This is a genomic window from Rhizobium sp. BK376, assembly GCF_004341625.1.
Classification (GTDB): domain Bacteria; phylum Pseudomonadota; class Alphaproteobacteria; order Rhizobiales; family Rhizobiaceae; genus Rhizobium.
Map to the genome: position 1 here is coordinate 347,833 of NZ_SLZG01000003.1, position 23,514 is coordinate 371,346.

Here is a 23,514-nt window from a genome sequence, read left to right on the forward strand (position 1 = left end):
ATATCAATGCGCTGTAGGTCTTGAAACCGGTTGCCGCCCGGCACTGCTGACGGGTCGCCGCGTGTTGCTCAACATCTTCTGACGATCGAGATAACCATGCTCCCAAGCCTTGCAATCGGCGCTTTCGGACGCATGCGGATTATGCTCACCACCCATGCCCTTCAAAAAGGCACTCGCACCAGCACGATAGGCATTCTTCTGCGGTCTTCTTGCCATGACCTTTCTCCCTCTTGCAACATACCCAAACGCGCGGAGAGGCTGATGGTTCCAAGGAATATGAGAAAAAACGCATACGAGGCAGGAAGATTTTTTCTGTCGGAAAAATACAATTATTGCAAAAGCTTACGTCGAATCCGTCTCCATTTTTCAGGAGCCGAATACTCACAAATGGCGCGAAAGCGGATAGACCGCTGTCAGATTTCCCCGGCGTCGATGCGGCGGCGAATATCTTCTCCCAGGGTTTTGAAGGTCCCGAGGAGCTGCTCGTAGTGATCCAGCACGAGTTGGGTGCTGTCCTCCCACGGCCCATCGCCAAAGCGCACCTGATGATGCACGTCGCCAGCCTTGATCCTGCCGATGCGCCTCGAAAGCTCTTCCATATGCTCAACGCAATCGGCCAGTCGCTCTACCAGATCCAAGCTCAACACCTCCCCAGTTCTTGGGATGCCGCATATGGCGGCACTGAACTATGTTGAAAGGGCAAATGCAAGGCGGGCTGAGGCTGCGTCGAAACATTCTTTCGAACGATCTTCCGTGACCTCAATCCGGCCCACTCAGTCACCGCCGCTGCAGAGGTTGGAATGCCTGACGGAACAGATAGGCGATGCTCGCCGACGTGGTAGCGGTAATGTGATCCGCGTCCTTGTAGAGCGGCACACCGTTGCGCAGCGCATCGCAATGCTGGTTGGCGCAGAAGGCAGGCAGCGGATCGACGATCTCCGCATTATAGGTTTGCGCGAGTTGAGTCAGGACTTCGCGGGAAAGCGCCTGCCTCTTGCTTACATAGTCCCAGGGCGGTGCGAGATCGGTTGACGTTCCTTCCATGGCCGCCTTGGCCGCGGCTTCCGGAATGTAGTGGCCCATCTCCGGAACATCGTGAACGAGAATGACGCGGGTTCCGGCCTTCTTCAGGTCATTCAGCAGGCGCGACAAGGCCGCCTTGATCGGGGCCGACTTGTCTGTCAGCGGCGGCGGAACGGAGGGATCGAAATAAACGCCTTCGTTTGGCAGTTCGGCGTCGTGGATGTATTTCGGCCAGTAGGCCGCCAGGAAAACGAGCGGAATGTGCCGGGACAGGATCAGGTCCTTGACCGCATCGTTGAATGCCCCGCATCGCTCGGTATCACCACGCGCTGAAAGCGGGACGCGCGGAAGCGGCGGACACGACGCATGCCCGGCAAACAGTCCGGAAACGCCGGCATCGCGAGCGGCAACGCCGATCGCCGGGGCCATTGCGCCGGAATGCGAGTCGCCCCAGACGACGAAGGCCGGGTCTTGCGATGACTGGGCGCCGACATTGCAAAGCTTGCCTGCACGAATATCGGAAATCGATGGACCGCCATTGTCATCGATAAAGCAGGGCGAGACGCCATACGGTCCTGCGTCATACGTCGCCGAGTATATCTTTTGAACGTTGTCAGGCAGGCGGCCGGGAATACCCTTCATATGGACGACGGTATTGCCGAGAATGACTGCTCCGACGGCAACCACGATCGCGCCGCCAAAGACGGACTTCCGTCCAATATGGCTTCGGCTTCCCCGGAACGGGCGCTCGATGAAGGCCCAGGATAGAGCCGCAATCGCAATCGAGCCAAGGACGACGAGGATGGTCTTTGCTATATCGAGCGAATGACCGTCCAGCATTCTTGTGAAGACGATCAGCGGCCAATGCCAGAGATAGAGGGAATAGGAGATCAGGCCCACTGACACCAGCGGCGGAAAGCGCAGCAGTTTCGCAGTCACCTGGCTGCCATTCCCGAACTGGATAACGAGTGCCGCTCCAAGGCAGGGCAACAGTGCCGCGATACCGGGAAAAGCCATGCGGTCGTCGAACCCGAATACCGCAACGGCGATCAGCGCCAGGCCAAGGGCCACCAGAGCCTCTTTCGGCAGGTCGGCAATCCTCTGCGGCAGCGGATTGACAGCGACCAGCGATCCCAGCAGCAATTCCCACGCCCGGAACGGAAGCAGATAGAAGGCGGCACTCTGGGAGCGCTCGACCATCCAGGCGCTGGCCACCAGCGAGGCCACGAACAGGATCACCAAAACAGCGGTCAGCCGCCGGGGCGCGAACCGATGGATTGTGATAAGAAGCAGCGGGAAGAGGATATAGAACTGCTCTTCGACGGCGAGTGACCAGGTATGCAGCAGAGGCTTCGTCTGCGCCGCGATGTCGAAATATCCGGTTTCCTTTTCGAACTGGAAGTTCGAACCGAACATTGCCGCCGCCTTCAGGCTGCGCGCGAAATACTCCATCTCGACCGGCATCAGCAGCAGCCAGGCAGCGACCGCACATGCAATCATCACCGCAAACAGCGCTGGGAAAATCCGCCGGATGCGACGCTCGTAAAAGCGTATCAGGCTGAATTCGTTGCGTTCGAGTTCTCCCCCGATCAGGCCCGCCATCAGGAAACCGGAGATCACGAAGAAGACGTCGACACCGACGAACCCGCCGCCAAAGCCTGAAATTCCGGCATGGTAGAAGACGACGGGCAGAATGGCGATTGCTCTTAGACCGTCGATATCAGCCCGGTAGGGCATGCCTGGCCGTGATGCGCCGGAAATCGATCGGCGGGGGTATTCGATATTCAACTTGAAACCCTTTGAAAGGAAGAAATTTCGGCGTGCCTGAACATCTTGGTGAAATTTCGCCCGGCTTCGACCAAATCGATTTTGGTCACCGCCCACTTATGCCGGCAACGGCGATGTCGCCGAGTCCTGGAGCGGAGGCGCGAGAGGACAGCGACCCAGAGCCTCTATCGGGCATAAGTGCCAGGGCCGTTTTTGGTGGCAGCCCGCTCTCCGTCACCATCTCCGCCAGGGCGGTTGTGTCCTTGAAGGGCACCATCGTCTCCAAGCCGAAATTATTTGACGACCTTGATCTTTATTTCGTGGTTTGCACGGTCGGATGTTCTGACGACCAGTCGGTCAGATCCCGCAAAGCCAGGGTCGGAGCGGTAATAAACTCCGGCACCATTAACCTTTCGACCCGCGCAAGCTCGGAACTGCCCGTCAATGCCGTTCTTGAAGCGGCTTTCATTTAGCTCAAAGCTGAGCTGACCGTGTTGTGGGTACACGGGGGTTTCAGGATAAGAAGCGCCTCCAGACTGGCAGCCCTCGTTCATAGCTATTGCAAGACCCAGAAACGTCTTTTGACCGGATTTTGCGGTGGCCGTGTACGAAGTGCTCGCGCAACCTGTGAGTAGAAACATCGCTCCAATTGAGAATCTGACCGCATAATGGCGGCACGACGGACAAAAATATTCATTTGCAAAGTATTTTATCCTTATGGGCTTGCCGACTATTTTCACGACTTCGCGGAGAGTCAATAATGACATAGTACATTGTAAACGAGTCAGAAATCGAGGCTTGGGTTCTTCCTTGACTGCTAACTGTTGATAATTGCTGGCTGCTTGTGTGTAACGCTGCCAGACAATAGAAATTGCCTGCTACTTATGGGGGCATTCATTGTCGATTCGCCTTAATTCTCTCGCAGTCGTTTGCGTTGTTATTTCCGCTATCCTTCTGATCGCGATTGGAAACACAGCGGCCGCAGCAGCCCAGCAATCGCTAGAAGCGCGCCCGATGGATTTCGTGCTCGTCCACAACCACAGTTGCCTGCCGGCATGCATTCAATGGATATCCGCAGAAGGCAAAATAACCGCGGAATCGCCCAAGAGTCTCAACAAGCTCCTGAAACGCCTCAAAGGACGGAAGCCGCCGGTTGTGTTCCAGTCGATGGGTGGAGATGTAGACGCAGCTCTTTCGATAGGGCGCATAATACGCGCTGCAGGCTTGGAAACGGCCGTCGGAAGAACGCAGTTGGAGGGCTGCCCGATGATGCAGCCTCGTTGTCCCGAGAAGATTGCGAAAGCTGGGCCCTCGACCGGTGAAGTTCATTCAGGCGGCGCGTATTGCTTTTCGGCCTGTCCCTTTGCATTGGCAGGAGGGGCGGTTCGCGCAGCAGCAGTGAACTCGTCCATCGGCGTTCACCAAATAACCAACGGACTCCTAGTTACGAGTCTGGCGAATCCAGGCCATCGAAACCTCGACGAAATTTCCACTGATCCGTCTCCGGCCCTTAATGAGTATCTGTCCTCTTATCTTGACGAAATGGGCGTCAACCACCAGGCCGTGTTCGCTATGATGGGATTAGCGACCCCGCAAGGCCTCTACTACGTTCGAAACGCCGAAGCGCTGACATCAGGCATCATAACCAAGACTTTTTCCTATAACGACGAACCAGGAAACGTTTTCAGTGGATCTGATGATTAACTGAGCTTCTCGCTGGGACACGAGAGTGAGCTGAAGCGAGGGTTCAATTATCTGGTTTGAAAAGCTGGTGCCGCTTGCAGGACTCGAACCTGCGACCCCATCATTACGAATGATGTGCTCTACCACCTGAGCTAAAGCGGCATTTCGGGGCTGATTTGATCGGCCCGGCGATTTGCATGGCGCTGATACAGTCAATGCGGGGAGATTTCAAGCGCTCTCTTGAGGGGTCGGCAAAAAAGCGTGCCGCTGTGGATGATCAACTGTCCTGTCCCTGGAGCGATAGCCGAAAACGAGCCTGCCGGTATTCGCGTTCCAGGCGGTCGACGAGGGTGCTGACCGGCTCTACGGCCTTGACCCTGCCGATGCCCTGGCCGGCGCCCCAGATATCCTTCCAGGCTTTGGCGCTGCCTGTTGCCTGCTCAAAATCCATCTTCGAAGGATCGGCCTGCGGCAGGGCCTCGGGGTCGAGGCCGGCGGCGCGGATCGAGGTTTTCAGGTAGTTTCCGTGCACGCCGGTGAAATAGTTGGAATAGACGATCTCGCCGGCATTCGCTTCGACGATCGCCTGCTTGTAGGCATCGGCGGCACGCGCCTCCTCGGTCGCGATGAAGGGCGAGCCGATATAGGCCATGTCGGCGCCCATCGCCTGGGCGGCAAGGATCGCGCCGCCGCTGGCAATCGCGCCGGCAAGCAGCAGCGGCCCGTCGAACCATTCGCGGATTTCCTGCACCAGCGCGAAAGGGGAGAGCGTTCCGGCATGGCCGCCGGCACCGGCCGCCACCGCGATCAGCCCATCGGCCCCCTTGCGGATTGCGGAATTGGCGTGGCGATTGTTGATGACGTCGTGCAGCACGATGCCGCCATAGGAATGGACGGCCGCATTCACCTCCGGAACCGCTCCCAGCGACGAGACGACGATCGGCACCTTATATTTGACGCAGAGACCAAGATCGTGCTCGAGCCGCTTGTTGGATGTGTGAACGATCTGGTTGACGGCAAAAGGGGCTGCCGGGCGATCAGGATTGGCCGCATTGTGGGCGACCAGTTCCTCGGTGATCTCGGCCAGCCACTCGTCGAGCTGGCTTTCCGGCCGGGCGTTGAGGGCCGGAAAGGCACCGATCACGCCAGCCTTGCATTGGGCGAGCGTCAGTTCGGGATGGGATATGATGAAGAGTGGCGAGGCCACGACCGGCAGCCTGAGATGGGTTTTCAGGATCGGGGGAAGGGCCATTTATCACCATGTTTGACGTTTACGGAAACGTTAGAGCACTAGCAGATATAAGTCGGACGGGAAAGACGGCGCAGGAAGCCGGCGACCGCCCGACCTGCATCCGATCATTCGAGGCTATTCTGCAACATCGCCCATTGAGAGCATTGCTGCCGTTCCCTCCACGACTATTTTCCATATTGTGCCGTCATGCGCATTTATCCCCGTCGGAGTGACGGCAGATTTCCGGCAAGGCTTGCGCATCGTCGGACCAGACGTTACCGAATTTGGTTAGGCATTGGTAAAGATTAGGCCTGCGGTAAGAGTTAGAGTAGAGGATCGGACGTGAGCGGATTAGAAACGGCTATCAGAAACGCGCTACAGCGATCCGATCGCGCCAATCCGGAAATCCGCGCCCGCATCTATCAGTCGGCGCGCCAGGCGCTCGAGGCAGGGCTCAGAAAGCAGGATATTACCGACACCGATATCATTTCGGGCCAGCGCCAGCGTCTGGAAGCGACGATAAGGTCGATCGAGGGCGAAGAGCGCATGCGTCTCCAGGCGAGCGTGGTGCCGCCGGATGCTGGCGCGCTTCGACCGCCCACCCGTCCCGCGGCCCCACCGCAGCCCCAGCCCCAGAGTCAGCCCCGGGAGGTTCAGCCGCCGTCGCGCAGCGAACCGGTCGTTGAGGCTGGTCCGGCCGTGCAGGGCGAGACACGACGGGAGCCGGCTTTCGCCGAGCATGAGACATCGGACGCAGATCTCGACGATGTTCGCGCCGGGCCTGGCGATCACCTCGGTGTCGAAGCGCCCGAAGGGGAGCCGGATGCGATGCCGGCAGCCGCACGCTCGATGAATTTCAAGCCGGAGCGAGCGGTGGTGCGGCGCAAGCCGCGCAAGTTCTTTTCGCGCCTCCTGGTCTTCTGCATCGTGGTGGCAGCGCTCGGCATGGGCGCCTGGTGGGTGAAAACCTCGGGCGTGCTGATGACGGCGGCGGAGCGCGACACCAGTGTCCGCAATCCTCCGGCGCATGTCGAGGCGGAGGATTATGACGGCAACGACGATTCCGATTCAAGCCCGGGCACCGGTAACTCGGGTCTGGCGACGATCGACCCGCAGGATACGTTCTCGAACGAATGGATCGAGATTTTCAAACCGACCGACGCCCAGAAAGTTGCCGCCGGAGGTCAGTCGAAGGCGGAAAACGTCTCCGAAAACGAAGGCCCTGCGGTCCGTATAACCTCCAGTGCGAGCGGCGCGGACGGCGATGCCGTAATCGAGGTGCCGGCAAATGTCGTGCAGCAGATGGCCGGCAAGGCCTCGACGATCGCGCTGACCTTGCAGGCGACCTCGGACACGCCGAGCCAGATAACGGTCGAATGCGACTTCCAGTCGCTCGGCGGCTGCGGCCGCCATCGTTTCGATGTCACGCGGTTGAAGTCGGATGCGCTGTTTCAGGTCCGTCTTAGTCAGGCCTCGGCCAGCGCTTCGGCAGGCAAGCTGATCATCAACAGCAATGTCGATGGCAAGGGCAGCGGCGTCAATGTCTATGCGATCAGGGTGCTCCCGGGCGAGTAAGTCGGTTTCGTCCCCTCAATCCTTGCAGACTTCCTTCAGAAAATCCGGCCCAAGCATGATGATCTTGTCGTCGATTTCGCCGATGGCGGCTTCATCCTTGCCCTCGTAGTGCAGCCCGCTCAAGAGATGGCGGATGAGGTTGAGCCGGGCGCGGCGCTTGTCGTTCGCCCTGACCACGATCCACGGCGCATATTTAGTGTGGGTCTCTTCCAGCATGCGATCGCGTTTTTTGCCGTAATCGTCCCATTTCGAGAGGGCTGCGATATCCATCGAGGAGAGCTTCCAGACGGCACGCGGATCGTGGCGACGATCGTGAAAGCGCTTGATCTGCATCTCCCGGCCGATGTCGAGATAGAATTTGAAGAGGTAGATGCCTTCGTGCTCGATGATCCTCTCGATCTGCGGCGCCTGCTTCAGAAAGATTTCATATTGCTCCGGCGTGCAGAAACCCATGACGGGCTCGACACCGGCGCGGTTGTACCAGGAGCGATCGAAGAGCACGAATTCGCCCGCCGTCGGAAACTGCGCGACATAGCGCTGGAAATACCATTGTCCGGCTTCCCGGTCGCTCGGCTTGGAAAGAGCGACGATCCGGGCGAGGCGGGGGTTCATATGCGAGGCAGTCGCCGCAATCGAGCCGCCCTTGCCGGCCGCATCGCGCCCCTCGAAAAGCGCGAGAATCCGCTTGCCTGTCGCCTGCAGCCAGAATTGCACCTTCACGAGCTCGGCCTGCAGCGCCTCGAGTTGCTCCAGATATTCCGCCTCTTTCAGCCTTTTCTTGTAGGGGTAATCGCCGCAGGAAACCGCATTTTCCTCCACCCAATCGGGTAGCACCGGGTCATCAACGTCGAAAATTCGCGTCTTGCCGTGAATATGCAACTCTACAGCCCGGCTTTCTCTGTCCAATCCCATGTCCCCCTCCCGCACGATTTTGTCCTGTTCTTGGTTTTCGCCGTTCCAAGGGTGCGGCAAAAAAAACCTAAGTGAAAGAAAAGCCTGATTAATATTTTCTTTCAAGGCTTTTTCGGATCGGATGGCCCTTGCGCGGAATTCCTTAGCCGGATTATTGGCGCCTGTGGATAGTCAAGAAAACTTCTGTCATGAATCCGCGCTATCAGACGGAATCTTGGATTCAAGATTGGAACGCGGCGAGGTGCCCTTGGAAGACGAGTCGTCATTCCTGAAAAAGCTGGCGATGCGATTGAGGCAGGAGTTTGCCATCCTGTTCCTTTCGACGCTGATTGCCATCTTCGCGCTCGTCGAAAAGATCGACGTTGGCGTGGTCCTCTGGATATGGATCGCGACCATCTTCGTTGCATTGGCGCGACGGCCGCTGGTCGTGCGGGTGCCGGCGCCGGCGCAGGCCGAGCCGGAACACATCGATCTTCAAAGCCTGCTGCGTCCTGTGGTCGCCGGCTTCGATGCTCTTGATGTCCCCGTTCTGGTCCTCGGGCGGGATGCCTCGGTCCTCCATCAGAATCCGGCTGCCGAAAAGGCGCTCGGCCCCATCTCGCTTGGTGCCCATATTTCTGCAAAGCTGCGGTCGCCTGGTGTTCTCGACATGGTTCGCGAAACCATCGTCACCAATACGCCGAACCAGATCGAGCATTCAGAACGGCTGCCGTCCGAACGCGTCTATATTGTCCGAAGCGCGCCGATCCGGCTGCCAGGGACGAATACCGGCTCCGGCGCCTTCTTTGCGCTGTCCTTCCGCGATATCTCCGAGCTGCGCCATATCGATCGCATGCGGTCCGACTTCGTCGCCAATGCCAGCCATGAATTGCGAACGCCGCTCGCCTCATTGCGCGGCTTCATCGAGACCATCCAAGGACCGGCCCGCAACGATGCGAAGGCGCAGGAGCGCTTTCTCGGGATCATGTTCGACCAGACGACGCGCATGAGCCGCCTCGTCGACGATCTCCTGTCGCTGTCGCGCCTTGAATTGAAGTCGCATATCGCGCCTGACCAGAAGGTGGATCTCGTGCCGCTGCTCGGTCATGTCAGGGACTCGCTGTTGCCGCTCGCCACCGATCTCGACGTCACAATTGCCCTCCAGATACCGGATGGAAAGGTGGAGGTGTTGGGAGACCGCGACGAGCTTGTCCAGGTATTCGAGAACCTGATCGAAAATGCCTGCAAATATGGCCAGGAAGGCAAGATCGTCGATGTTTCCCTGCGCCAGGAGCAGAGTGGCGCCGTCGAAGTGTCGGTCGCAGACAAGGGGCCGGGCATCCCGGCGGAGCATGTTCCGCGCCTCACCGAACGTTTCTATCGCGTCAGCGTCGAGGACAGTCGTTCGAAAAAGGGAACGGGCCTGGGGCTTGCGATCGTCAAGCACATCCTCACCCGCCATCGCGCCCGCCTCGTCGTCAAATCCGAGGTCGGCAAGGGGACGGTCTTTACCGTACGCTTCTGACACTCTGTGAAATACGGCGCTACTTTTTATTTTAATTAATATATTTCAATTACTTGCTTTGTCATAATTGTTTCATTCGCTTGACATAAAAGGGCGGTGCTTGGACCGCTAATAGATGGACGCTGAAAGGCGAATCCTATCGTTCGCCGCCGCCACACAAGCCCTCCGGGGGATTCTCAATGAATGCCTTAAAGTTATCTATTGCAGCGTTGCTTGCATCCGCCATCCTGTCTGGAACGGCTGTTGCGCGCGATCAAATTCAAGTTTCCGGTTCGTCCACCGTTTTTCCCTATGCCAAGATTGTCGCTGAATCCTTTGGCGAGAGTTTCCCCAACTTCAAGACGCCGGTTGTCGAATCCGGCGGCTCTGGCGCCGGGCTGAAGGAATTCTGCAAGGGTGTCGGTCCCGATACCGTCGACATCGCGGATTCCTCCCGCCCGATCAAGGATAGCGAAGTGCAGGCCTGCAAGGCTGCTGGCGTCGCCGACATTCAGGAAGTCAGGATTGGATATGACGGCATCGTCTTTGCCTTCGACAAGAGCAATCCCGATATCAAGTTCGTTCCCACCGATCTCTACAAGGCGCTTGCCGCCGAAGTGGTCGTGAACGGCAAGCTGGTTCCAAATCCCTATAAGAAGTGGTCCGAGATCAATCCGGCTCTGCCGGATATGGAGATTGCGGCTTACATTCCGGGCGAAAAGCACGGAACGCGTGAGGTCTTCGAAGAGAAGGTACTTGCTGCGGGTTGCAAGGATTCCGGTGCACTCGATGTCATCAAGCAGTCGGTTTCAGATCCCGATCAGCAGACTGCCAAGTGCATTGCGGTCCGCAAGGACGGCGCGGCTGTCGACATCGACGGCGATTATCCTGAGACCCTGGCTCGCATCGATGCCAACAAGCACGGTATCGGCGTCTTCGGGCTGTATTTCTACCAGAACAACGCCGACAGGCTGAAGGTCGCAACGGTCAGCGGCATCGTGCCGTCGGGCGAAACCATTGCCAACGGTACCTATCCGGTGTCGCGGCCGCTGTTCTTCTACGTCAAGAAGGCGCATCTCGGCGTCATTCCGGGCCTGAGGGAATATGTCGATTTCTTCATTTCCGACCAGATGATCGGGCCTGACAGCCCGCTCGCCGAATACGGGCTGGTGCCTGCGCCCGATGCCGAGCGCGACCAGATTCGCAAGGACTTCCAGGATGGAAAGATCATGTAAACGATTGTGCGTCGGCGTGGATTTCCAATTCCGCGCCGGCGTTGCCGGGGATTTTGAATGAACCTGTCACTGCTGCTGCTGTTGCTGCTGATCATCGGCGCTGCTGCTTTCGTCCTTGGACGAACGCGAGCGGCATCGCTGGCTGGTGGCCGGCCGTCGGCATTGCATTCGCGTTTCGGCTATCACGGCGCCTATGCGGCAATCTGGGCGACGCTGCCGGCGCTTGCGCTGATATGCGCATGGCTGTCGATCAGCCCGGAGATCATCGATTCCATGGTGCTGAGGTCCTTTCCGGAAGAGGTGCAGGCCCTGCCGGAGGCAGAGCTCAATCTCAGCTACGGCATGGTGCGGACGATCGCCCATGGCATCAGGATCCTCGACGACCGCCAGCTGGCAGGTGTCAATGCCGGCACGACCGATCTGCAATTGGCCCTGGCGCAGAAAGGCGTGCCGCTCGCAGCGCGCCCGACAGGCTACATGATCGACGCCGCGGCGAAATATAACGACTTGCGGTTTGTGAGCCGCGTCGTCATGGCCGTGGTTGCGCTTGTGATTGCCTTGGGCGGCGCGGCCTACGGATTGCAGTCGGTCAATACGCGTTTCCGCGCCCGAAATCGTGTCGAACAGGTTATCCTGGGCGCCCTGATCCTCGCATCCTCCATCGCAATCCTGACGACGGTCGGCATTGTCGCCTCCATGCTGTCGGAGACGATCCGCTTCTTCAATCTCGTCCCGGCATCGCAGTTCTTCTTCGGAACCTTGTGGGACCCCCGTTTCGCCGATGTCGGCTCCCATTCCGTCGGATCCTTCGGCCTCATTCCGCTGCTTGCCGGAACGCTTTACATCGGCCTGATCGCGATGGTGGTGGCGGTTCCGATTGGCCTCTTCGCCGCAATCTACATGGCCGAATATGCCTCGGTCCGCGTCAGGTCGGTTGCCAAGCCGATGCTGGAAGTGTTGGCCGGCATCCCGACCATCGTCTACGGCTTTTTCGCGCTCGTCACGGTCGGCCCCTTCCTGCGGGACCTCTCCAGCGACATCAACGGCTTCCTGACCGGAGACTATACGAATTTCATCGAGGCGCAGAGCGTACTGACCGCCGGCTTCGTCATGGGCGTAATGCTGATCCCCTATGTGTCGTCGCTGTCAGACGACATCATCATGGCGGTGCCGCGGTCCCTGCGCGACGGCTCGCTCGGCCTCGGCGCGACCCGTTCCGAGACCGTCAAGCGCATCATCCTGCCCGCCGCGCTGCCGGGCATCGTCGGCGCCCTGCTGATGACCGCCTCGCGCGCGATCGGCGAGACCATGATCGTCGTGCTGGCTGCCGGTGTCGCGGCTCGCATGCAGATCAACCCGTTCGAGCCGATGACGACTGTCACGGTCAAGATCGTGAATCAGCTCACCGGCGATCTCGAATTCACCTCGCCGCAGACCCTTGTCGCATTCGCGCTCGGCATCACCCTCTTTTGCCTGACCCTGTGCCTGAACGTTTACGCTCTCTACATCGTGCGCAGATACCGGGAGCAATACGAATGAGCAAAGTCGTATCTCCGACGGCTCCGGCGAACGGGGCAGGCGCACTCTCCCGACCGGTCAGGCATCGCGATATAGGCCTGCGTCGCCGCTATGCCGCCGAGCGCCGTTTCCGCGCCTATGGCATCGCTGCCATCACCTTCGGGCTGGTCTTCCTCATCATTCTCGTCTCCTCGATCGTGCGGCATGGCTACACTGCCTTCGTTCAGACGACGATCACATTGCCGATCGAGTTCAGCGAGAAGACGATCGATCCGCGCAACGCGCGCGCCAGCGACCCGAATGTGCTGAACGCTGCCAACTATCCGCTTCTGGTGCGCGATGCGTTGCTCAAGGCGCTCTCAATCGATCCCTCCAACCGCCTCGCCGTTCGCAAGGCGGCGGACATGGTTTCGGACAGCGCACGCGTCGAATTGCGCAACCAAGTCACGGCTGATCCGTCGATCGTCGGCAAGACGGTGAAAGTCACATTTCTGGCCAGTGCGAACATCGATTCCGCCCACAAGGGCGAGATCGATCTGACCGTGCCGGAGAGCAACCGCAAGGTCTCCGACCAGCAGATCGCCTGGATGAAGCAGCTTGCGGCCGATGGCGCGCTGCACGAAAGTTTCAATACGGGCCTGTTCGTGTCCGGCAATTCGAGCCGCCCTGAATCGGCCGGCCTCGGCGTTGCGCTCGTCGGTTCTCTCTACCTGATGGCGACAGTACTGGTTCTGGCATTGCCGATCGGCGTGGCGACGTCGATCTATCTGGAAGAGTTCGCGCCGAGGAACCGGTTCACCGATCTGATCGAGGTGAACATCAATAATCTCGCCGCCGTGCCGTCGATCGTCTACGGCCTGCTCGGCCTCTCTGTCTTCATCAATTTTGCCGGTCTTCCGCGCTCCGCCTCCCTGGTCGGAGGGCTCGTCCTCAGCCTGATGACATTGCCGATGATCATCATTGCCACCCGTGCAGCGCTCAGAGCCGTGCCGCCGTCGATCCGCAGCGCCGCGCTCGGCCTTGGCGCCTCGCGCATGCAGGTGGTGTTTCATCATGTGCTGCCGCTCGCCATGCCGGGCATCCTGACAGGCACGATCCTTGGCCTGGCGCATGCGCTGGGCGAGACGGCACCGCTGCTCCTCATCGGCATGGTTGCCTTCGTCACCAGCTATCCCACGTCACCGCTCGATCCGTCGACTTCGCTGCCGGTCCAGATCTACATGTGGTCCAACGAGGCCGAGCGCGCCTTTGTCGAACGGACGTCGGGAGCGATCATCGTCCTCCTCATCTTTCTCGTCGCGATGAACATCGGAGCCATCCTGTTGCGCCGTCGTTTCGAGCGCCGGTGGTAGGAGAGCGGACAAGATGAACACCATGGTCAAGACCGCAGCCGGAAAGCCCCTGAGCCAGAAAATGATCACTCCCCCCTACAAGATGATCGGCCAGGACGTTTCTGTCTTCTACGGCGAAAAGCGCGCGCTTTTCGATGTGAACCTCAATATCCGCGAAAACACCGTGACGGCGCTGATCGGCCCCTCCGGCTGCGGAAAATCCACCTTCCTGCGCAGCCTAAACCGCATGAACGATACGATCGAGAATTGCCGGGTGACCGGCCGCATCACGCTTGACGATCAGGACATCTACGATACGGTGATTGATGTCGTCGAGCTGCGCGCCCGAGTCGGCATGGTGTTCCAGCGGCCCAATCCGTTCCCGAAGTCGATCTACGAAAACGTCGCCTATGGGCCGCGCATTCACGGCCTTCACAAGTCGAAGGCCGATCTCGACCACATCGTGGAGACCAGCCTGCAGAGGGCGGGGCTGTGGGGTGAGGTAAAGGATCGGCTCCTGGAGGCGGGCACGAGCCTTTCCGGCGGCCAGCAGCAGCGCCTCTGCATCGCCCGCGCGGTTGCCGTCAGTCCCGAGGTCATTCTGATGGACGAGCCGTGCTCGGCGCTCGACCCGATTGCGACGGCCAAGGTGGAGGAACTCATTCATGAACTACGGGAGAATTTCACGATCGTCATCGTGACGCACTCCATGCAACAGGCAGCCCGCGTTTCGCAACGCACCGCAATGTTCCATCTCGGCCAATTGGTCGAGGAGAACGACACAGACAAGATGTTTACCAATCCCGACGATCAGCGCACGCAGGACTACATCATGGGCCGTTTCGGTTGATGATGCCCCTGAGTGCGCTCGCCCTTTCAATATGAGGACAGAAACATGGTTTCGACACACATTCTCTCAGCCTACGACGAAGATCTGAAGTTCCTGTCGCGCCGCATCTCGGAGATGGGCGGCCTGTCGGAGCAGATGGTCGGCGACAGCGTTCGCGCCCTGGTCAACGGCGACGCTGCCCTTGCCCAGAAGGTCATTTCCGACGACGTCGTCCTTGATCACGCCGAGCGCGAGATCAACGACAAGGCGATCGTCACGATCGCCCGCCGCCAGCCAATGGCTGCCGACCTGCGCGAAATCATGGGCTCGATCCGTATCGCCGCCGACCTGGAGCGTGTTGGCGACCTCGGCAAGAACACCGCAAAGCGCGTGCTCGCCGTGCAGGGCACGGGCGTTCCGCGCCGTCTCGCCCGCGGCATCGAGCATCTCTCCGAACTGGCGCTCGTCCAGCTGAAGGAAGTGCTCGACGTCTACACGACCCGCTCGCCTGACAAGGCCGTCTCGATCCGCGAACGCGACGAGGAAATCGATGCCATGTACACCTCGCTCTTCCGCGAGATGCTCACCTACATGATGGAAGATCCGCGCAACATCACGACCTGCACGCATCTTCTCTTCTGCGCCAAGAACATCGAGCGCATCGGCGACCACGCCACCAACATTGCCGAAACGATCTACTACATGGCAACCGGTGCGCAGGTCGAAGGCGAACGCCCGAAGGATGATACCGCCAATACCGTCGGTGCCGTGACGGAATAACCCCACGCCGTTGAAGGAGACCACAAACGAATGGTTCCTAGAGTTGCTGTCGTAGAAGACGAAGAAGCACTGAGCGTGCTTCTTCGCTATAATCTCGAGGCCGAAGGCTTCGAAGTGGACACGATCCTGAGAGGTGACGAGGCTGAAATGCGCCTCCAGGAGCGTACTCCCGATCTTCTGATCCTGGATTGGATGCTCCCCGGCGTGTCCGGCATCGAGCTCTGCCGCCGGTTGCGCATGCGGCCGGAGACCGAGCGCCTGCCGATCATCATGCTGACGGCGAGGGGCGAGGAAAGCGAGCGCGTGCGCGGATTGTCGACCGGCGCGGACGACTATGTCGTCAAGCCGTTCTCGACGCCGGAACTGATGGCCCGCGTCAAGGCGATGCTGCGTCGCGCCCGGCCGGAAGTGCTCTCGACGGTCCTGCGCTGTGGCGACATCGAGCTCGACCGCGAGACGCACCGCGTCCATCGCAAGAGCCGCGAAGTCCGCCTCGGACCGACGGAGTTCCGCCTGCTGGAATTCCTGATGTCCTCTCCGGGCAGGGTCTTCTCGCGGTCGCAGCTTCTGGACGGTGTCTGGGGCCACGACATCTATGTCGACGAGCGCACCGTCGACGTTCATGTCGGTCGCCTGCGCAAGGCGCTGAACTTCTCCAACATGCAGGATGTCATCCGCACCGTTCGCGGTGCCGGCTACTCCATGGAAGCGTGAGCCGTCTCCAGCTCAAAGCCAAACGAAAAACGGGCCTTGCGGCCCGTTTTCTCTTTGTGGCGATATGAGTTTAGCGCGCAGCGCGCCGGCGGTCATTTACCGGCTGATAGGCGAGGCGCTGATGGTAGGTGCAGTAGGGCGAAGAGTCCGGGGACTCGCAGCCACAGAAATAGAAATCGTCCTTCAGCGGGTCGCCGACCGGCCACTTGCATGTGCGTTCGGTAAGCTCCGTCAGGCCGAGACGGCGCGAGATCGGAACGACGACGTTGGAGGCCGGACGGAACTCCATTTCCTCCATCTCGTCGACTTCGATCTCTTCCTTGAGCATGGTCGCGCCCTGCTGGCGGGTAACCGTCCTGGTTGCGACGCGGGAGGCGTAGGTGGGCGCGCGCGGAACAGTGGCATTGCGCTTCGGAGCGCGTGCCGTTGTGGCCGTGCCGCCCGCTTTTGCGCGGCCCGGCAGGCTCAGGCGATGCACCTTGCCGATGACAGCGTTTCGGCTCACTCCGCCGAGCTGAGCGGCAATCTGGCTGGCGCTCAAGCCCTCGGACCATAGTTTCTTCAGCTTCTCAACGCGCTCGTCTGTCCAATTCATGACCTGTCTCCGCCTGTCGCGTTTCTCATGGCAGAATCCCTCACCATCGCCCCAAGTATATTGGAGCTGAAAACGCTCTTAAATTGTGGTGACTAGTTCCGCCGCATGCAGTCTAGTAATTGAGTTTTAACCTAGTGTGAGGCTGACTCCGTGACAAGAGTCGCTCGAATCATCTCGAATCGATTTCGGCGTTTTCCCCAACTTGCTGTTCCGCAGAGTCATATTTGCAACATAAGAAGTTGCAAATATACCACCGCGAAACGGTCGCTCTGCCGCACCTGCTAAATCCTCAGTTTTGTTGACATCGCGGTGCGAAAAGTAAATAGTGCCAACGCCGCCGCAAGGCGGCATTTTTGATTTTTCCGGACCGGTTCTTAGTGCGAAAATCCGCGTCCGAGCATGGTTTGACCGAGGAGAATTGCGTCATGGCAACCGCCACCCCGCTGTACGACACCTATATGCGTGCTCCACTGCGGTTCGAGCGAGGCGAAGGCGTCTGGCTCATCACGGAAACCGGCGAGCGATATCTCGATTTCGGCGCAGGCGTTGCCGTTACCTCGGTCGGTCATAGTCATCCGCATGTCGTCGGCGCGCTGAAGGCGCAGGCGGACAAGGTCTGGCATCTGTCGAATATCTACGAAGTGCCGGGTCAGGAAGTGCTGGCCAAGCGCCTGACCGATGCCACCTTTGCCGACAAGGTGTTCTTCACCAATTCCGGCGCCGAGGCGCTGGAATGCGCGATCAAGACCGCGCGGCGCTATCAGTTCTCGAAGGGCCATCCGGAGAAATTCCATATCATCACCTTCGAAGGCGCCTTCCATGGCCGTACGCTCGGTACGATCGCCGCAGGCGGCCAGGCAAAATATCTCGAAGGCTTCGGCCCCAAAGCGCCGGGTTTCGATCAGGTGCCCTTTGGTGATATCGAGGCCGTGCGCGCCGCGATCACCGATGCGACCGCCGGCATATTGATAGAACCTGTGCAGGGCGAAGGCGGTGTGCGTCCGGCCTCGCCCGAGTTCATGCGCGCGCTGCGACAGCTCTGCGACGAACATGGCTTGCTGCTGATCCTCGACGAGGTACAAACCGGCGTCGGCCGGACTGGCAAGCTCTTCGCCTATGAATGGAGCGGTGTCACCCCCGACATCATAGCCGTGGCCAAGGGCATAGGCGGCGGCTTCCCGCTTGGCGCGTGCCTTGCTACGGCGGAAGCGGCCTCCGGCATGGTCGCCGGCACCCATGGAACGACCTATGGCGGCAATCCGCTGGCCATGGCTGTCGGCAATGCGGTGCTCGACGTTATCCTTGGTGACGGTTTCTTGCAGCATGTGCGCGACGTATCACTCGTCTTCCGCCAGGGGCTGGCATCGCTGAAGGACCGCTATCCTGATATCATCGAGGATGTGCGCGGCGATGGCCTGTTGCTCGGCATCAAGGCCGCGATCCCCTCGGCCGAGCTGCTGGCTGCGATCCGCGCCGAGCATCTTCTCGGCGTGCCGGCGGGCGACAACGTCATCCGCATGCTGCCGCCGTTGACCGTCACGGCCGAGGAAGCACGCGAAGGGCTGAACCGCATCGAGCACGCCGCCGAGAAGCTGCGCGCCGAACGCGCCAAGAAATCGGCTTGATTTTCCCGCGCCTGCTGAAGGGGCGTTGGCCCCGCAGCAGGCGTTATCAGTTTTAGGGTACAGGGCAGGACCATGGCATCACCCAAGCATTTCCTCGATCTCTCAGCCGTAGAGGCTTCCGATCTGCGCACCATCATCGATGATGCGATGGTGCGAAAGCAGGCTCTGAAGGCGGGCTCCGCCGACAAGCCGCTGGCCGGCAAGATGCTGGCGATGATCTTCGAGAAGCCCTCCACACGAACTCGCGTCTCCTTCGATGTCGGCATGCGCCAGCTCGGCGGCGAGACGCTGTTCCTGTCGGGCACGGAAATGCAGCTCGGCCGCGCCGAGACCATCGGCGATACGGCCAAGGTGCTCTCGCGTTATGTCGACGCCATCATGATCCGCACGACCGAGCATTCGCGCATGCTGGAGCTTGCCGAACATGCGACCGTGCCAGTCATCAACGCGCTGACGGATGACACGCATCCCTGCCAGATCATGGCCGACATCATGACCTTCGAGGAGCACCGCGGCCCGATCAAGGGCAAGACGATCGCCTGGACCGGCGATGGCAACAATGTGCTGCATTCGCTGGTCGAGGGCGCTGCCCGTTTCGGCTATCGCATGAATATGGCGGTACCCCTTGGTTCCGAGCCGAAGGATAACTATCTGAACTGGGCCCGCGATGAGGGCGCCGAAATCATGCTTTATCATGATGCCGACCGTGCGGTCGAAGGCGCCGATTGCGTGGTAACCGATACCTGGGTCTCCATGAATCAGGAACATCGGGCTCGGGGTCACAATGTCTTCCAACCCTATCAGGTGAATGCGGCCTTGATGTCGAAGGCCCGCAAGGAAGCTTTGTTCATGCACTGCCTTCCCGCGCATCGCGGCGAGGAGGTGACGAACGAGGTGATCGACGGCCCGCAATCCGTTGTGTTCGATGAGGCGGAAAACCGTCTGCACGCACAAAAATCGATTCTTGCCTGGTGCCTGGGCGCGATCTGAAAATATCCGGACGCTGCGTCATAAGCTGCGAACCGGCAAATGTTATGCGAGGCCGAAGGATAGGTCGGATCGCATCTCGTTTGACAGACAAGGAATAGAGCTATGACGGAAAATGCAGCATCGCTGGGCCAGTTCGATTTCGCAGGCGACGATCATGTCGTTCCCTTTCAGGTGGAAGGCCTCGACGTTCGTGGCCGCGCGGTCCAGCTCGGGCCGATGCTCGACGCCATCCTGGAGCGGCACAGCTATCCGGCACCGGTTGCGCGCCTTCTGGCGGAGGCGATCGTTCTGACTGTCCTGATCGGCACCTCGTTGAAGTTCGAGGGCAAATTCACCGTGCAGACCAAGGGCGACGGCCCGGTCGATCTCCTGGTTGCGGATTTTTCCACGCCGGAGAATGTGCGCGCCTATGCCCGTTTTGACGAAGAGGCTCTGGAAAAGGCGATCAAGGCCGGCGAGACAGAACCGGAGCAGTTGCTCGGCAAGGGCGTGCTCGCCTTTACGATCGATCAGGGACGCTATTCGCAGCCCTATCAGGGCATCGTCGAGCTCGATGGCACCTCGCTGGAGGATATTGCCGGTGTCTACTTCCGCCAGTCGGAGCAAATCCCGACGCGCGTTCGTCTCGGCGCCGCCGAGCTCTTCGATCGCGATGAGGCGGGAAAGCCGCGCCATCGCTGGCGGGCAGGCGGCCTCATAGCGCAATTCCTGCCCGATGCGCCGGAGCGCATGCGCCAGCGCGATCTCCACGGTGGCGACGGAGATAATGGCCTCAGCGATCATGTCGAGGATGATTCCTGGTCGGAAGCCCGCACGATGGTCGAGACGATCGATGCCGACGAACTCACCGATCCCCAGGTCGGAACCGAGCGGCTGCTTTATCGGCTGTTTCATGAGCGCGGCGTGCGCGTTTATGAATCGCAGGCGGTCTACGATCGTTGCAGCTGTTCGCGCGACAAGCTGAAAGGCGTCCTTACCGGCTTCTCTGCCGAAGAGATCGAGGCGAGCCAGGAGGATGGCGAGATTTCCGTGACCTGCGAGTTCTGCTCGACCACTTACAAGTTCGGGGTCGAGGAAGTAACCGAGGCGTAATGGCCTCAGTTCAAGGTGCGCATCAGGCCGGGTGAATCCAGCGAGAAGGCGGGGATGTCGACATCGAAGACCTCCCCGTTGTCGGCTTCCATCTGGTAATGGCCAAACATCATGCCGGATGGTGTGTCGAGCGGGCAGCCGGAGGAATATTCATAAGTGTCGCCCGGCCCCAGCCGCGGCTGTTCGCCGACCACGCCGGGTCCGGTGACTTCGTCGACCTGACCGTTCTGGTCCGTAATGTGCCAATAACGGGACACGAGACGAACGGCGACTGTCGAGTTGTTCGAGATGACGATGCGGTAGCTCCAGACATAGCGATCATCATCCGGATCGGACTGCTCCTCCAGATAAAACGGCTCGACAACCACTTCGATATCCCGTGTGAGGGCGCGATACATGCCTAACACCTTAATCAAGATATGTTACCGATATCCTATACGCCACCTTGCCCGTCAAGGAATGGAATGGTGAATAGACCCTTAACGGCGGTTTTTATGCGGCATTTCGAATATTAAGGCTAATACGCAGGGTTAACGCCGCAATCTCGCCTCTCTACAGTCCCTCAAACTGTGAAATTTTGATGATGGGGCAGTGTGGGACTGCCCGGGCTTTCACCCGGACAGTCGTTGGCTGATCAGGCCGAAACCTTGGCGAGCGCCTGTGCGAAATCCTCGATCAGGTCGTCCGTATCCTCGATGCCCGCCGACAGGCGAACGGTGCCCGGCGAAATGCCGAGTTCCGCGCGGGCCTCGTCGGTGAGGTTCTTGTGGGTCGTCGTCGCCGGATGCGTGATCAGGCTCTTGCTGTCGCCGAGGTTGTTGGAGATTTTCACGATCTCAAGCGCGTTCTGCAGCGCAAACGCCGCATCCTTGCCACCCTTCAGCTCGAAGCAGACCAGCGTTGAACCGCCGGTCATCTGCTTTGCGATGATATCGGCCTGCGGATGGTCCTTGCGGCCCGGATAGATCACCTTGGCGACCTTGCCCTGCTCGGCGAGGAAATCGGCGATCTTGGCAGCATTCTGCGTCTGCTGCTTGACGCGCAGCGGCAGGGTCTCGATGCCCTTCAGCAGCGTCCAGGCGGTAAACGGCGACATGGCCGGACCCGTGTGGCGATAGTAGTCCTGCAGGTTCTCGTCGACCCACTGCTTGTCGGAGAGAATGACGCCGCCGAGGCTGCGGCCCTGTCCGTCGATGTGCTTGGTGGCGGAATAGACGACGATATGCGCGCCGAGTTCCAGCGGCTTCTGGAAGATCGGCGTCGCAAAGACGTTGTCGACGACCACCTTGGCGCCGATCTGGTTGGCGAGCTTGGCAACGCCGGCGATATCGACCACCTCAAGCGTCGGATTGGTCGGGCTTTCCAGGAAGAAGACCTTGGTGTTCGGGCGGATCGCTTTTTCCCAGTTCTCGAGGTTCCGGCCGTCGACCAGCGTGCATTCGATGCCGTATTTCGGCGCCAGCGTCTCGACTACCCAGCGGCAGGAGCCGAAAAGGGCGCGTGCGGCAACGATATGGTCGCCGGCCTTGACTTGGCAGAGGATGGCGGCGGTGACCGCAGCCATGCCCGAAGCAGTCGAGCGCGCCTCTTCAGCACCTTCGAGCGCGCACATGCGCTTCTCGAACATGTCGTTGGTCGGGCTGCCGTAGCGCGCGTAGATGAAGCCTTCGGTCTCGCCCTTGAAGCGCGCCTCGGCCGCTTCCGATGTGTCGTAGACAAAGCCCTGCGTGAGATAAATCGCTTCCGATGTCTCGCCATATTGCGAGCGGAGCGTGCCGCCGTGAACGAGTTGAGTTGCGGGGCGCCAAGTCTTGCTCATGCCATCACCACCTTCGTGATACAAAAAAACCGGCCGCAAAAGCAGACCGGTTTCAACCCGGTCTTTTTAGCCATTTGTTTAACGTGGCTGCAAGCCGACCGGCCAAATCACCACGGGATAAGATTGCAATACTGCCGTTGACCGCTTGCGTCAATTCCCTGAGTTTGGTTTTGTCTGCGGCAAATTATGGATGAGGCATGATGGCTCGCGATACAGGAATCTTGGCGGACCGCGCCATTGCAGCGCTCTTCGAAGAGGGGCGGCTGAGGACGGAAAAGGATCTCGATCTCGACCAGATTCAGCCGGCAAGCCTGGACCTGCGCCTCGGCTCCAAGGCTTTTCGCGTGCGCGCCAGTTTCATGCCGGGCCCCTCGCATCTCGTCTCGGACAAGCTCGACCGCCTGAGCCTTCATGTCATCGATCTGACTGAAGGCGCCGTGCTCGAAACCGGCTGCGTCTATATCGTGCCGCTGATGGAGCATCTCGATCTTCCCGAGAACATGTCGGCATCGGCCAATCCGAAAAGCTCGACGGGCCGCCTCGATATCTTCACGCGCGTCATCACGGATTATGCGCAAGAGTTTGACAAGATACCGGCAGGCTATTGCGGCCCGCTCTATCTGGAGATCAGCCCGCGCACCTTCCCGATCGTTGTGCGCCGTGGCTCCCGCCTGTCGCAGATCCGCTTTCGCATCGGCCACGCCATGCTGGGCGAACCGGAATTGCTGGCGCTGCACGAGAGGGAGACGCTGGTCGCCAGCAAATTGCCCAACGTGACGGGCGGCGGCATCGCGCTCTCGATCGACCTGACTGGCGACAAGGATGGCCTGATCGGCTATCGCGGCAAGCATCACACTGCGGTTGTCGACGTCGACAAGAAGAACCAGCACGACATCTTCGATTTCTGGGAGCCGCTTTACAGCCGCGGCCGCACGGAACTGATCCTCGATCCGGATGAATTCTATATCCTCGTCTCCCGCGAGGCAGTGCATGTGCCGCCGCATTTTGCAGCCGAGATGACACCCTTCGATCCGCTCGTCGGCGAATTCCGCGTGCATTATGCCGGCTTCTTCGACCCCGGCTTCGGCCACGCCCCCGCCGGCGGCCGCGGCAGCCGCGCAGTGCTGGAAGTGCGCAGCCACGAAGTCCCCTTCATCCTCGAAGACGGCCAGATCGTCGGCCGCCTGGTCTACGAACACATGCTGGAACACCCGCGCAGCCTCTACGGATCAGGCCTCGGCTCGAACTATCAGGCGCAGGGACTGAAGCTGTCGAAGCATTTCCGCCTGTGATCTCACGTCAGCGAGCCTTG

General features: G+C 59.8%; 22 protein-coding genes, 1 tRNA gene and 1 riboswitch. Of the genes, 14 read left to right on the plus strand and 9 right to left on the minus strand.

Going from position 1 to position 23,514, the window contains the following annotated elements:
• Positions 1 to 3 precede the first annotated feature (3 nt).
• From EV561_RS10145 to EV561_RS10155, 3 genes are all read right to left on the minus strand, one after another.
• On the minus strand, positions 4 to 216 hold the full coding sequence (locus EV561_RS10145; protein ID WP_132520915.1) for a hypothetical protein: 213 nt from the start codon (positions 214 to 216) through the stop codon (positions 4 to 6).
• 197 nt (positions 217 to 413) lie between these two features.
• The gene (locus tag EV561_RS10150) at positions 414 to 638 is read right to left on the minus strand and encodes a hypothetical protein (RefSeq protein ID WP_132520917.1); all 225 of its coding nucleotides are present in this window, start codon (positions 636 to 638) and stop codon (positions 414 to 416) included.
• Positions 639 to 777: 139 nt separating this feature from the next.
• A complete protein-coding gene (locus EV561_RS10155; protein WP_245512639.1) occupies positions 778 to 2,811 on the minus strand; it encodes an acyltransferase family protein in 2,034 nt (677 codons plus the stop codon).
• A 32-nt stretch (positions 2,812 to 2,843) separates the two neighbouring features.
• Between EV561_RS10155 and EV561_RS10160 the strand changes: the two genes are divergently transcribed.
• Positions 2,844 to 3,263, plus strand: coding sequence for a hypothetical protein (locus EV561_RS10160; protein ID WP_132520919.1), 420 nt, complete (start codon positions 2,844 to 2,846; stop codon positions 3,261 to 3,263).
• A gap of 424 nt (positions 3,264 to 3,687) precedes the next feature.
• On the plus strand, positions 3,688 to 4,494 hold the full coding sequence (locus EV561_RS10165) for a hypothetical protein (RefSeq protein WP_132520921.1): 807 nt from the start codon (positions 3,688 to 3,690) through the stop codon (positions 4,492 to 4,494).
• Between the two features lie 65 nt (positions 4,495 to 4,559).
• Here the strand turns inward: EV561_RS10165 and EV561_RS10170 are convergent.
• A tRNA-Thr gene (locus EV561_RS10170) sits at positions 4,560 to 4,635 on the minus strand.
• Between the two features lie 115 nt (positions 4,636 to 4,750).
• Positions 4,751 to 5,725, minus strand: a complete 975-nt coding sequence (locus EV561_RS10175; protein WP_132520923.1) for a nitronate monooxygenase family protein — start codon at positions 5,723 to 5,725, stop codon at positions 4,751 to 4,753.
• A gap of 321 nt (positions 5,726 to 6,046) precedes the next feature.
• On the opposite strand from EV561_RS10175, the gene EV561_RS10180 reads away from it, so the two are divergent.
• Positions 6,047 to 7,279, plus strand: coding sequence for a hypothetical protein (locus EV561_RS10180; protein ID WP_132520925.1), 1,233 nt, complete (start codon positions 6,047 to 6,049; stop codon positions 7,277 to 7,279).
• A 15-nt stretch (positions 7,280 to 7,294) separates the two neighbouring features.
• On the opposite strand, the gene ppk2 is transcribed toward EV561_RS10180, so the two are convergent.
• Positions 7,295 to 8,191 (minus strand): polyphosphate kinase 2, encoded by an 897-nt coding sequence (ppk2, locus tag EV561_RS10185; RefSeq protein ID WP_132520927.1) that lies wholly within the window; start codon positions 8,189 to 8,191, stop codon positions 7,295 to 7,297.
• A 283-nt stretch (positions 8,192 to 8,474) separates the two neighbouring features.
• Here ppk2 and phoR point away from each other — a divergent pair, with 283 nt between their 5' ends.
• The 7 genes from phoR to phoB all read left to right on the plus strand — a co-directional run bounded on the left by phoR (position 8,475) and on the right by phoB (position 16,081).
• Complete coding sequence (gene phoR / locus EV561_RS10190; protein ID WP_132521638.1) at positions 8,475 to 9,695, plus strand: phosphate regulon sensor histidine kinase PhoR; 1,221 nt, start codon at positions 8,475 to 8,477, stop codon at positions 9,693 to 9,695.
• Between the two features lie 179 nt (positions 9,696 to 9,874).
• Positions 9,875 to 10,909, plus strand: a complete 1,035-nt coding sequence (locus EV561_RS10195; RefSeq protein WP_132520929.1) for a substrate-binding domain-containing protein — start codon at positions 9,875 to 9,877, stop codon at positions 10,907 to 10,909.
• A gap of 57 nt (positions 10,910 to 10,966) precedes the next feature.
• Positions 10,967 to 12,448: a phosphate ABC transporter permease subunit PstC gene (pstC, locus tag EV561_RS10200; protein ID WP_132520931.1), complete on the plus strand. Its 1,482-nt coding sequence runs from the start codon at positions 10,967 to 10,969 to the stop codon at positions 12,446 to 12,448.
• Positions 12,445 to 13,779 carry a phosphate ABC transporter permease PstA gene (gene pstA, locus EV561_RS10205; RefSeq protein ID WP_132520933.1) on the plus strand — a complete coding sequence of 445 codons (1,335 nt, stop codon included), beginning with the start codon at positions 12,445 to 12,447 and terminating at the stop codon, positions 13,777 to 13,779. Before pstC ends, pstA begins: the two co-directional genes overlap by 4 nt.
• Positions 13,780 to 13,792: 13 nt before the next feature.
• A complete protein-coding gene (pstB, locus tag EV561_RS10210) occupies positions 13,793 to 14,608 on the plus strand; it encodes a phosphate ABC transporter ATP-binding protein PstB (RefSeq protein ID WP_132520935.1) in 816 nt (271 codons plus the stop codon).
• A gap of 45 nt (positions 14,609 to 14,653) precedes the next feature.
• Positions 14,654 to 15,367, plus strand: coding sequence for a phosphate signaling complex protein PhoU (phoU, locus tag EV561_RS10215; RefSeq protein ID WP_132520937.1), 714 nt, complete (start codon positions 14,654 to 14,656; stop codon positions 15,365 to 15,367).
• Between the two features lie 30 nt (positions 15,368 to 15,397).
• Positions 15,398 to 16,081 carry a phosphate regulon transcriptional regulator PhoB gene (gene phoB, locus EV561_RS10220; RefSeq protein WP_132520939.1) on the plus strand — a complete coding sequence of 228 codons (684 nt, stop codon included), beginning with the start codon at positions 15,398 to 15,400 and terminating at the stop codon, positions 16,079 to 16,081.
• A 70-nt stretch (positions 16,082 to 16,151) separates the two neighbouring features.
• On the opposite strand, the gene EV561_RS10225 is transcribed toward phoB, so the two are convergent.
• The gene (locus EV561_RS10225; protein WP_132520941.1) at positions 16,152 to 16,676 is read right to left on the minus strand and encodes a GcrA family cell cycle regulator; all 525 of its coding nucleotides are present in this window, start codon (positions 16,674 to 16,676) and stop codon (positions 16,152 to 16,154) included.
• Between the two features lie 425 nt (positions 16,677 to 17,101).
• On the opposite strand from EV561_RS10225, the gene EV561_RS10230 reads away from it, so the two are divergent.
• From EV561_RS10230 to EV561_RS10240, 3 genes are all read left to right on the plus strand, one after another.
• Positions 17,102 to 18,301, plus strand: a complete 1,200-nt coding sequence (locus EV561_RS10230) for an aspartate aminotransferase family protein (protein WP_132520943.1) — start codon at positions 17,102 to 17,104, stop codon at positions 18,299 to 18,301.
• A 72-nt stretch (positions 18,302 to 18,373) separates the two neighbouring features.
• A complete protein-coding gene (gene argF, locus EV561_RS10235; protein ID WP_132520945.1) occupies positions 18,374 to 19,291 on the plus strand; it encodes an ornithine carbamoyltransferase in 918 nt (305 codons plus the stop codon).
• 102 nt (positions 19,292 to 19,393) lie between these two features.
• Positions 19,394 to 20,383, plus strand: a complete 990-nt coding sequence (locus EV561_RS10240; protein WP_132520947.1) for an Hsp33 family molecular chaperone — start codon at positions 19,394 to 19,396, stop codon at positions 20,381 to 20,383.
• A gap of 5 nt (positions 20,384 to 20,388) precedes the next feature.
• On the opposite strand, the gene apaG is transcribed toward EV561_RS10240, so the two are convergent.
• Both apaG and EV561_RS10250 read right to left on the minus strand, forming a co-directional pair.
• Positions 20,389 to 20,781 carry a Co2+/Mg2+ efflux protein ApaG gene (gene apaG / locus EV561_RS10245; RefSeq protein ID WP_132520949.1) on the minus strand — a complete coding sequence of 131 codons (393 nt, stop codon included), beginning with the start codon at positions 20,779 to 20,781 and terminating at the stop codon, positions 20,389 to 20,391.
• A gap of 236 nt (positions 20,782 to 21,017) precedes the next feature.
• Positions 21,018 to 22,202, minus strand: a complete 1,185-nt coding sequence (locus tag EV561_RS10250; RefSeq protein ID WP_132520951.1) for an O-succinylhomoserine sulfhydrylase — start codon at positions 22,200 to 22,202, stop codon at positions 21,018 to 21,020.
• Positions 22,203 to 22,247: 45 nt separating this feature from the next.
• Positions 22,248 to 22,326: riboswitch (SAM riboswitch) on the minus strand.
• 73 nt (positions 22,327 to 22,399) lie between these two features.
• On the opposite strand from EV561_RS10250, the gene EV561_RS10255 reads away from it, so the two are divergent.
• Positions 22,400 to 23,494, plus strand: a complete 1,095-nt coding sequence (locus EV561_RS10255; protein ID WP_165927787.1) for a 2'-deoxycytidine 5'-triphosphate deaminase — start codon at positions 22,400 to 22,402, stop codon at positions 23,492 to 23,494.
• The last annotated feature ends 20 nt before the right edge of the window (positions 23,495 to 23,514 follow it).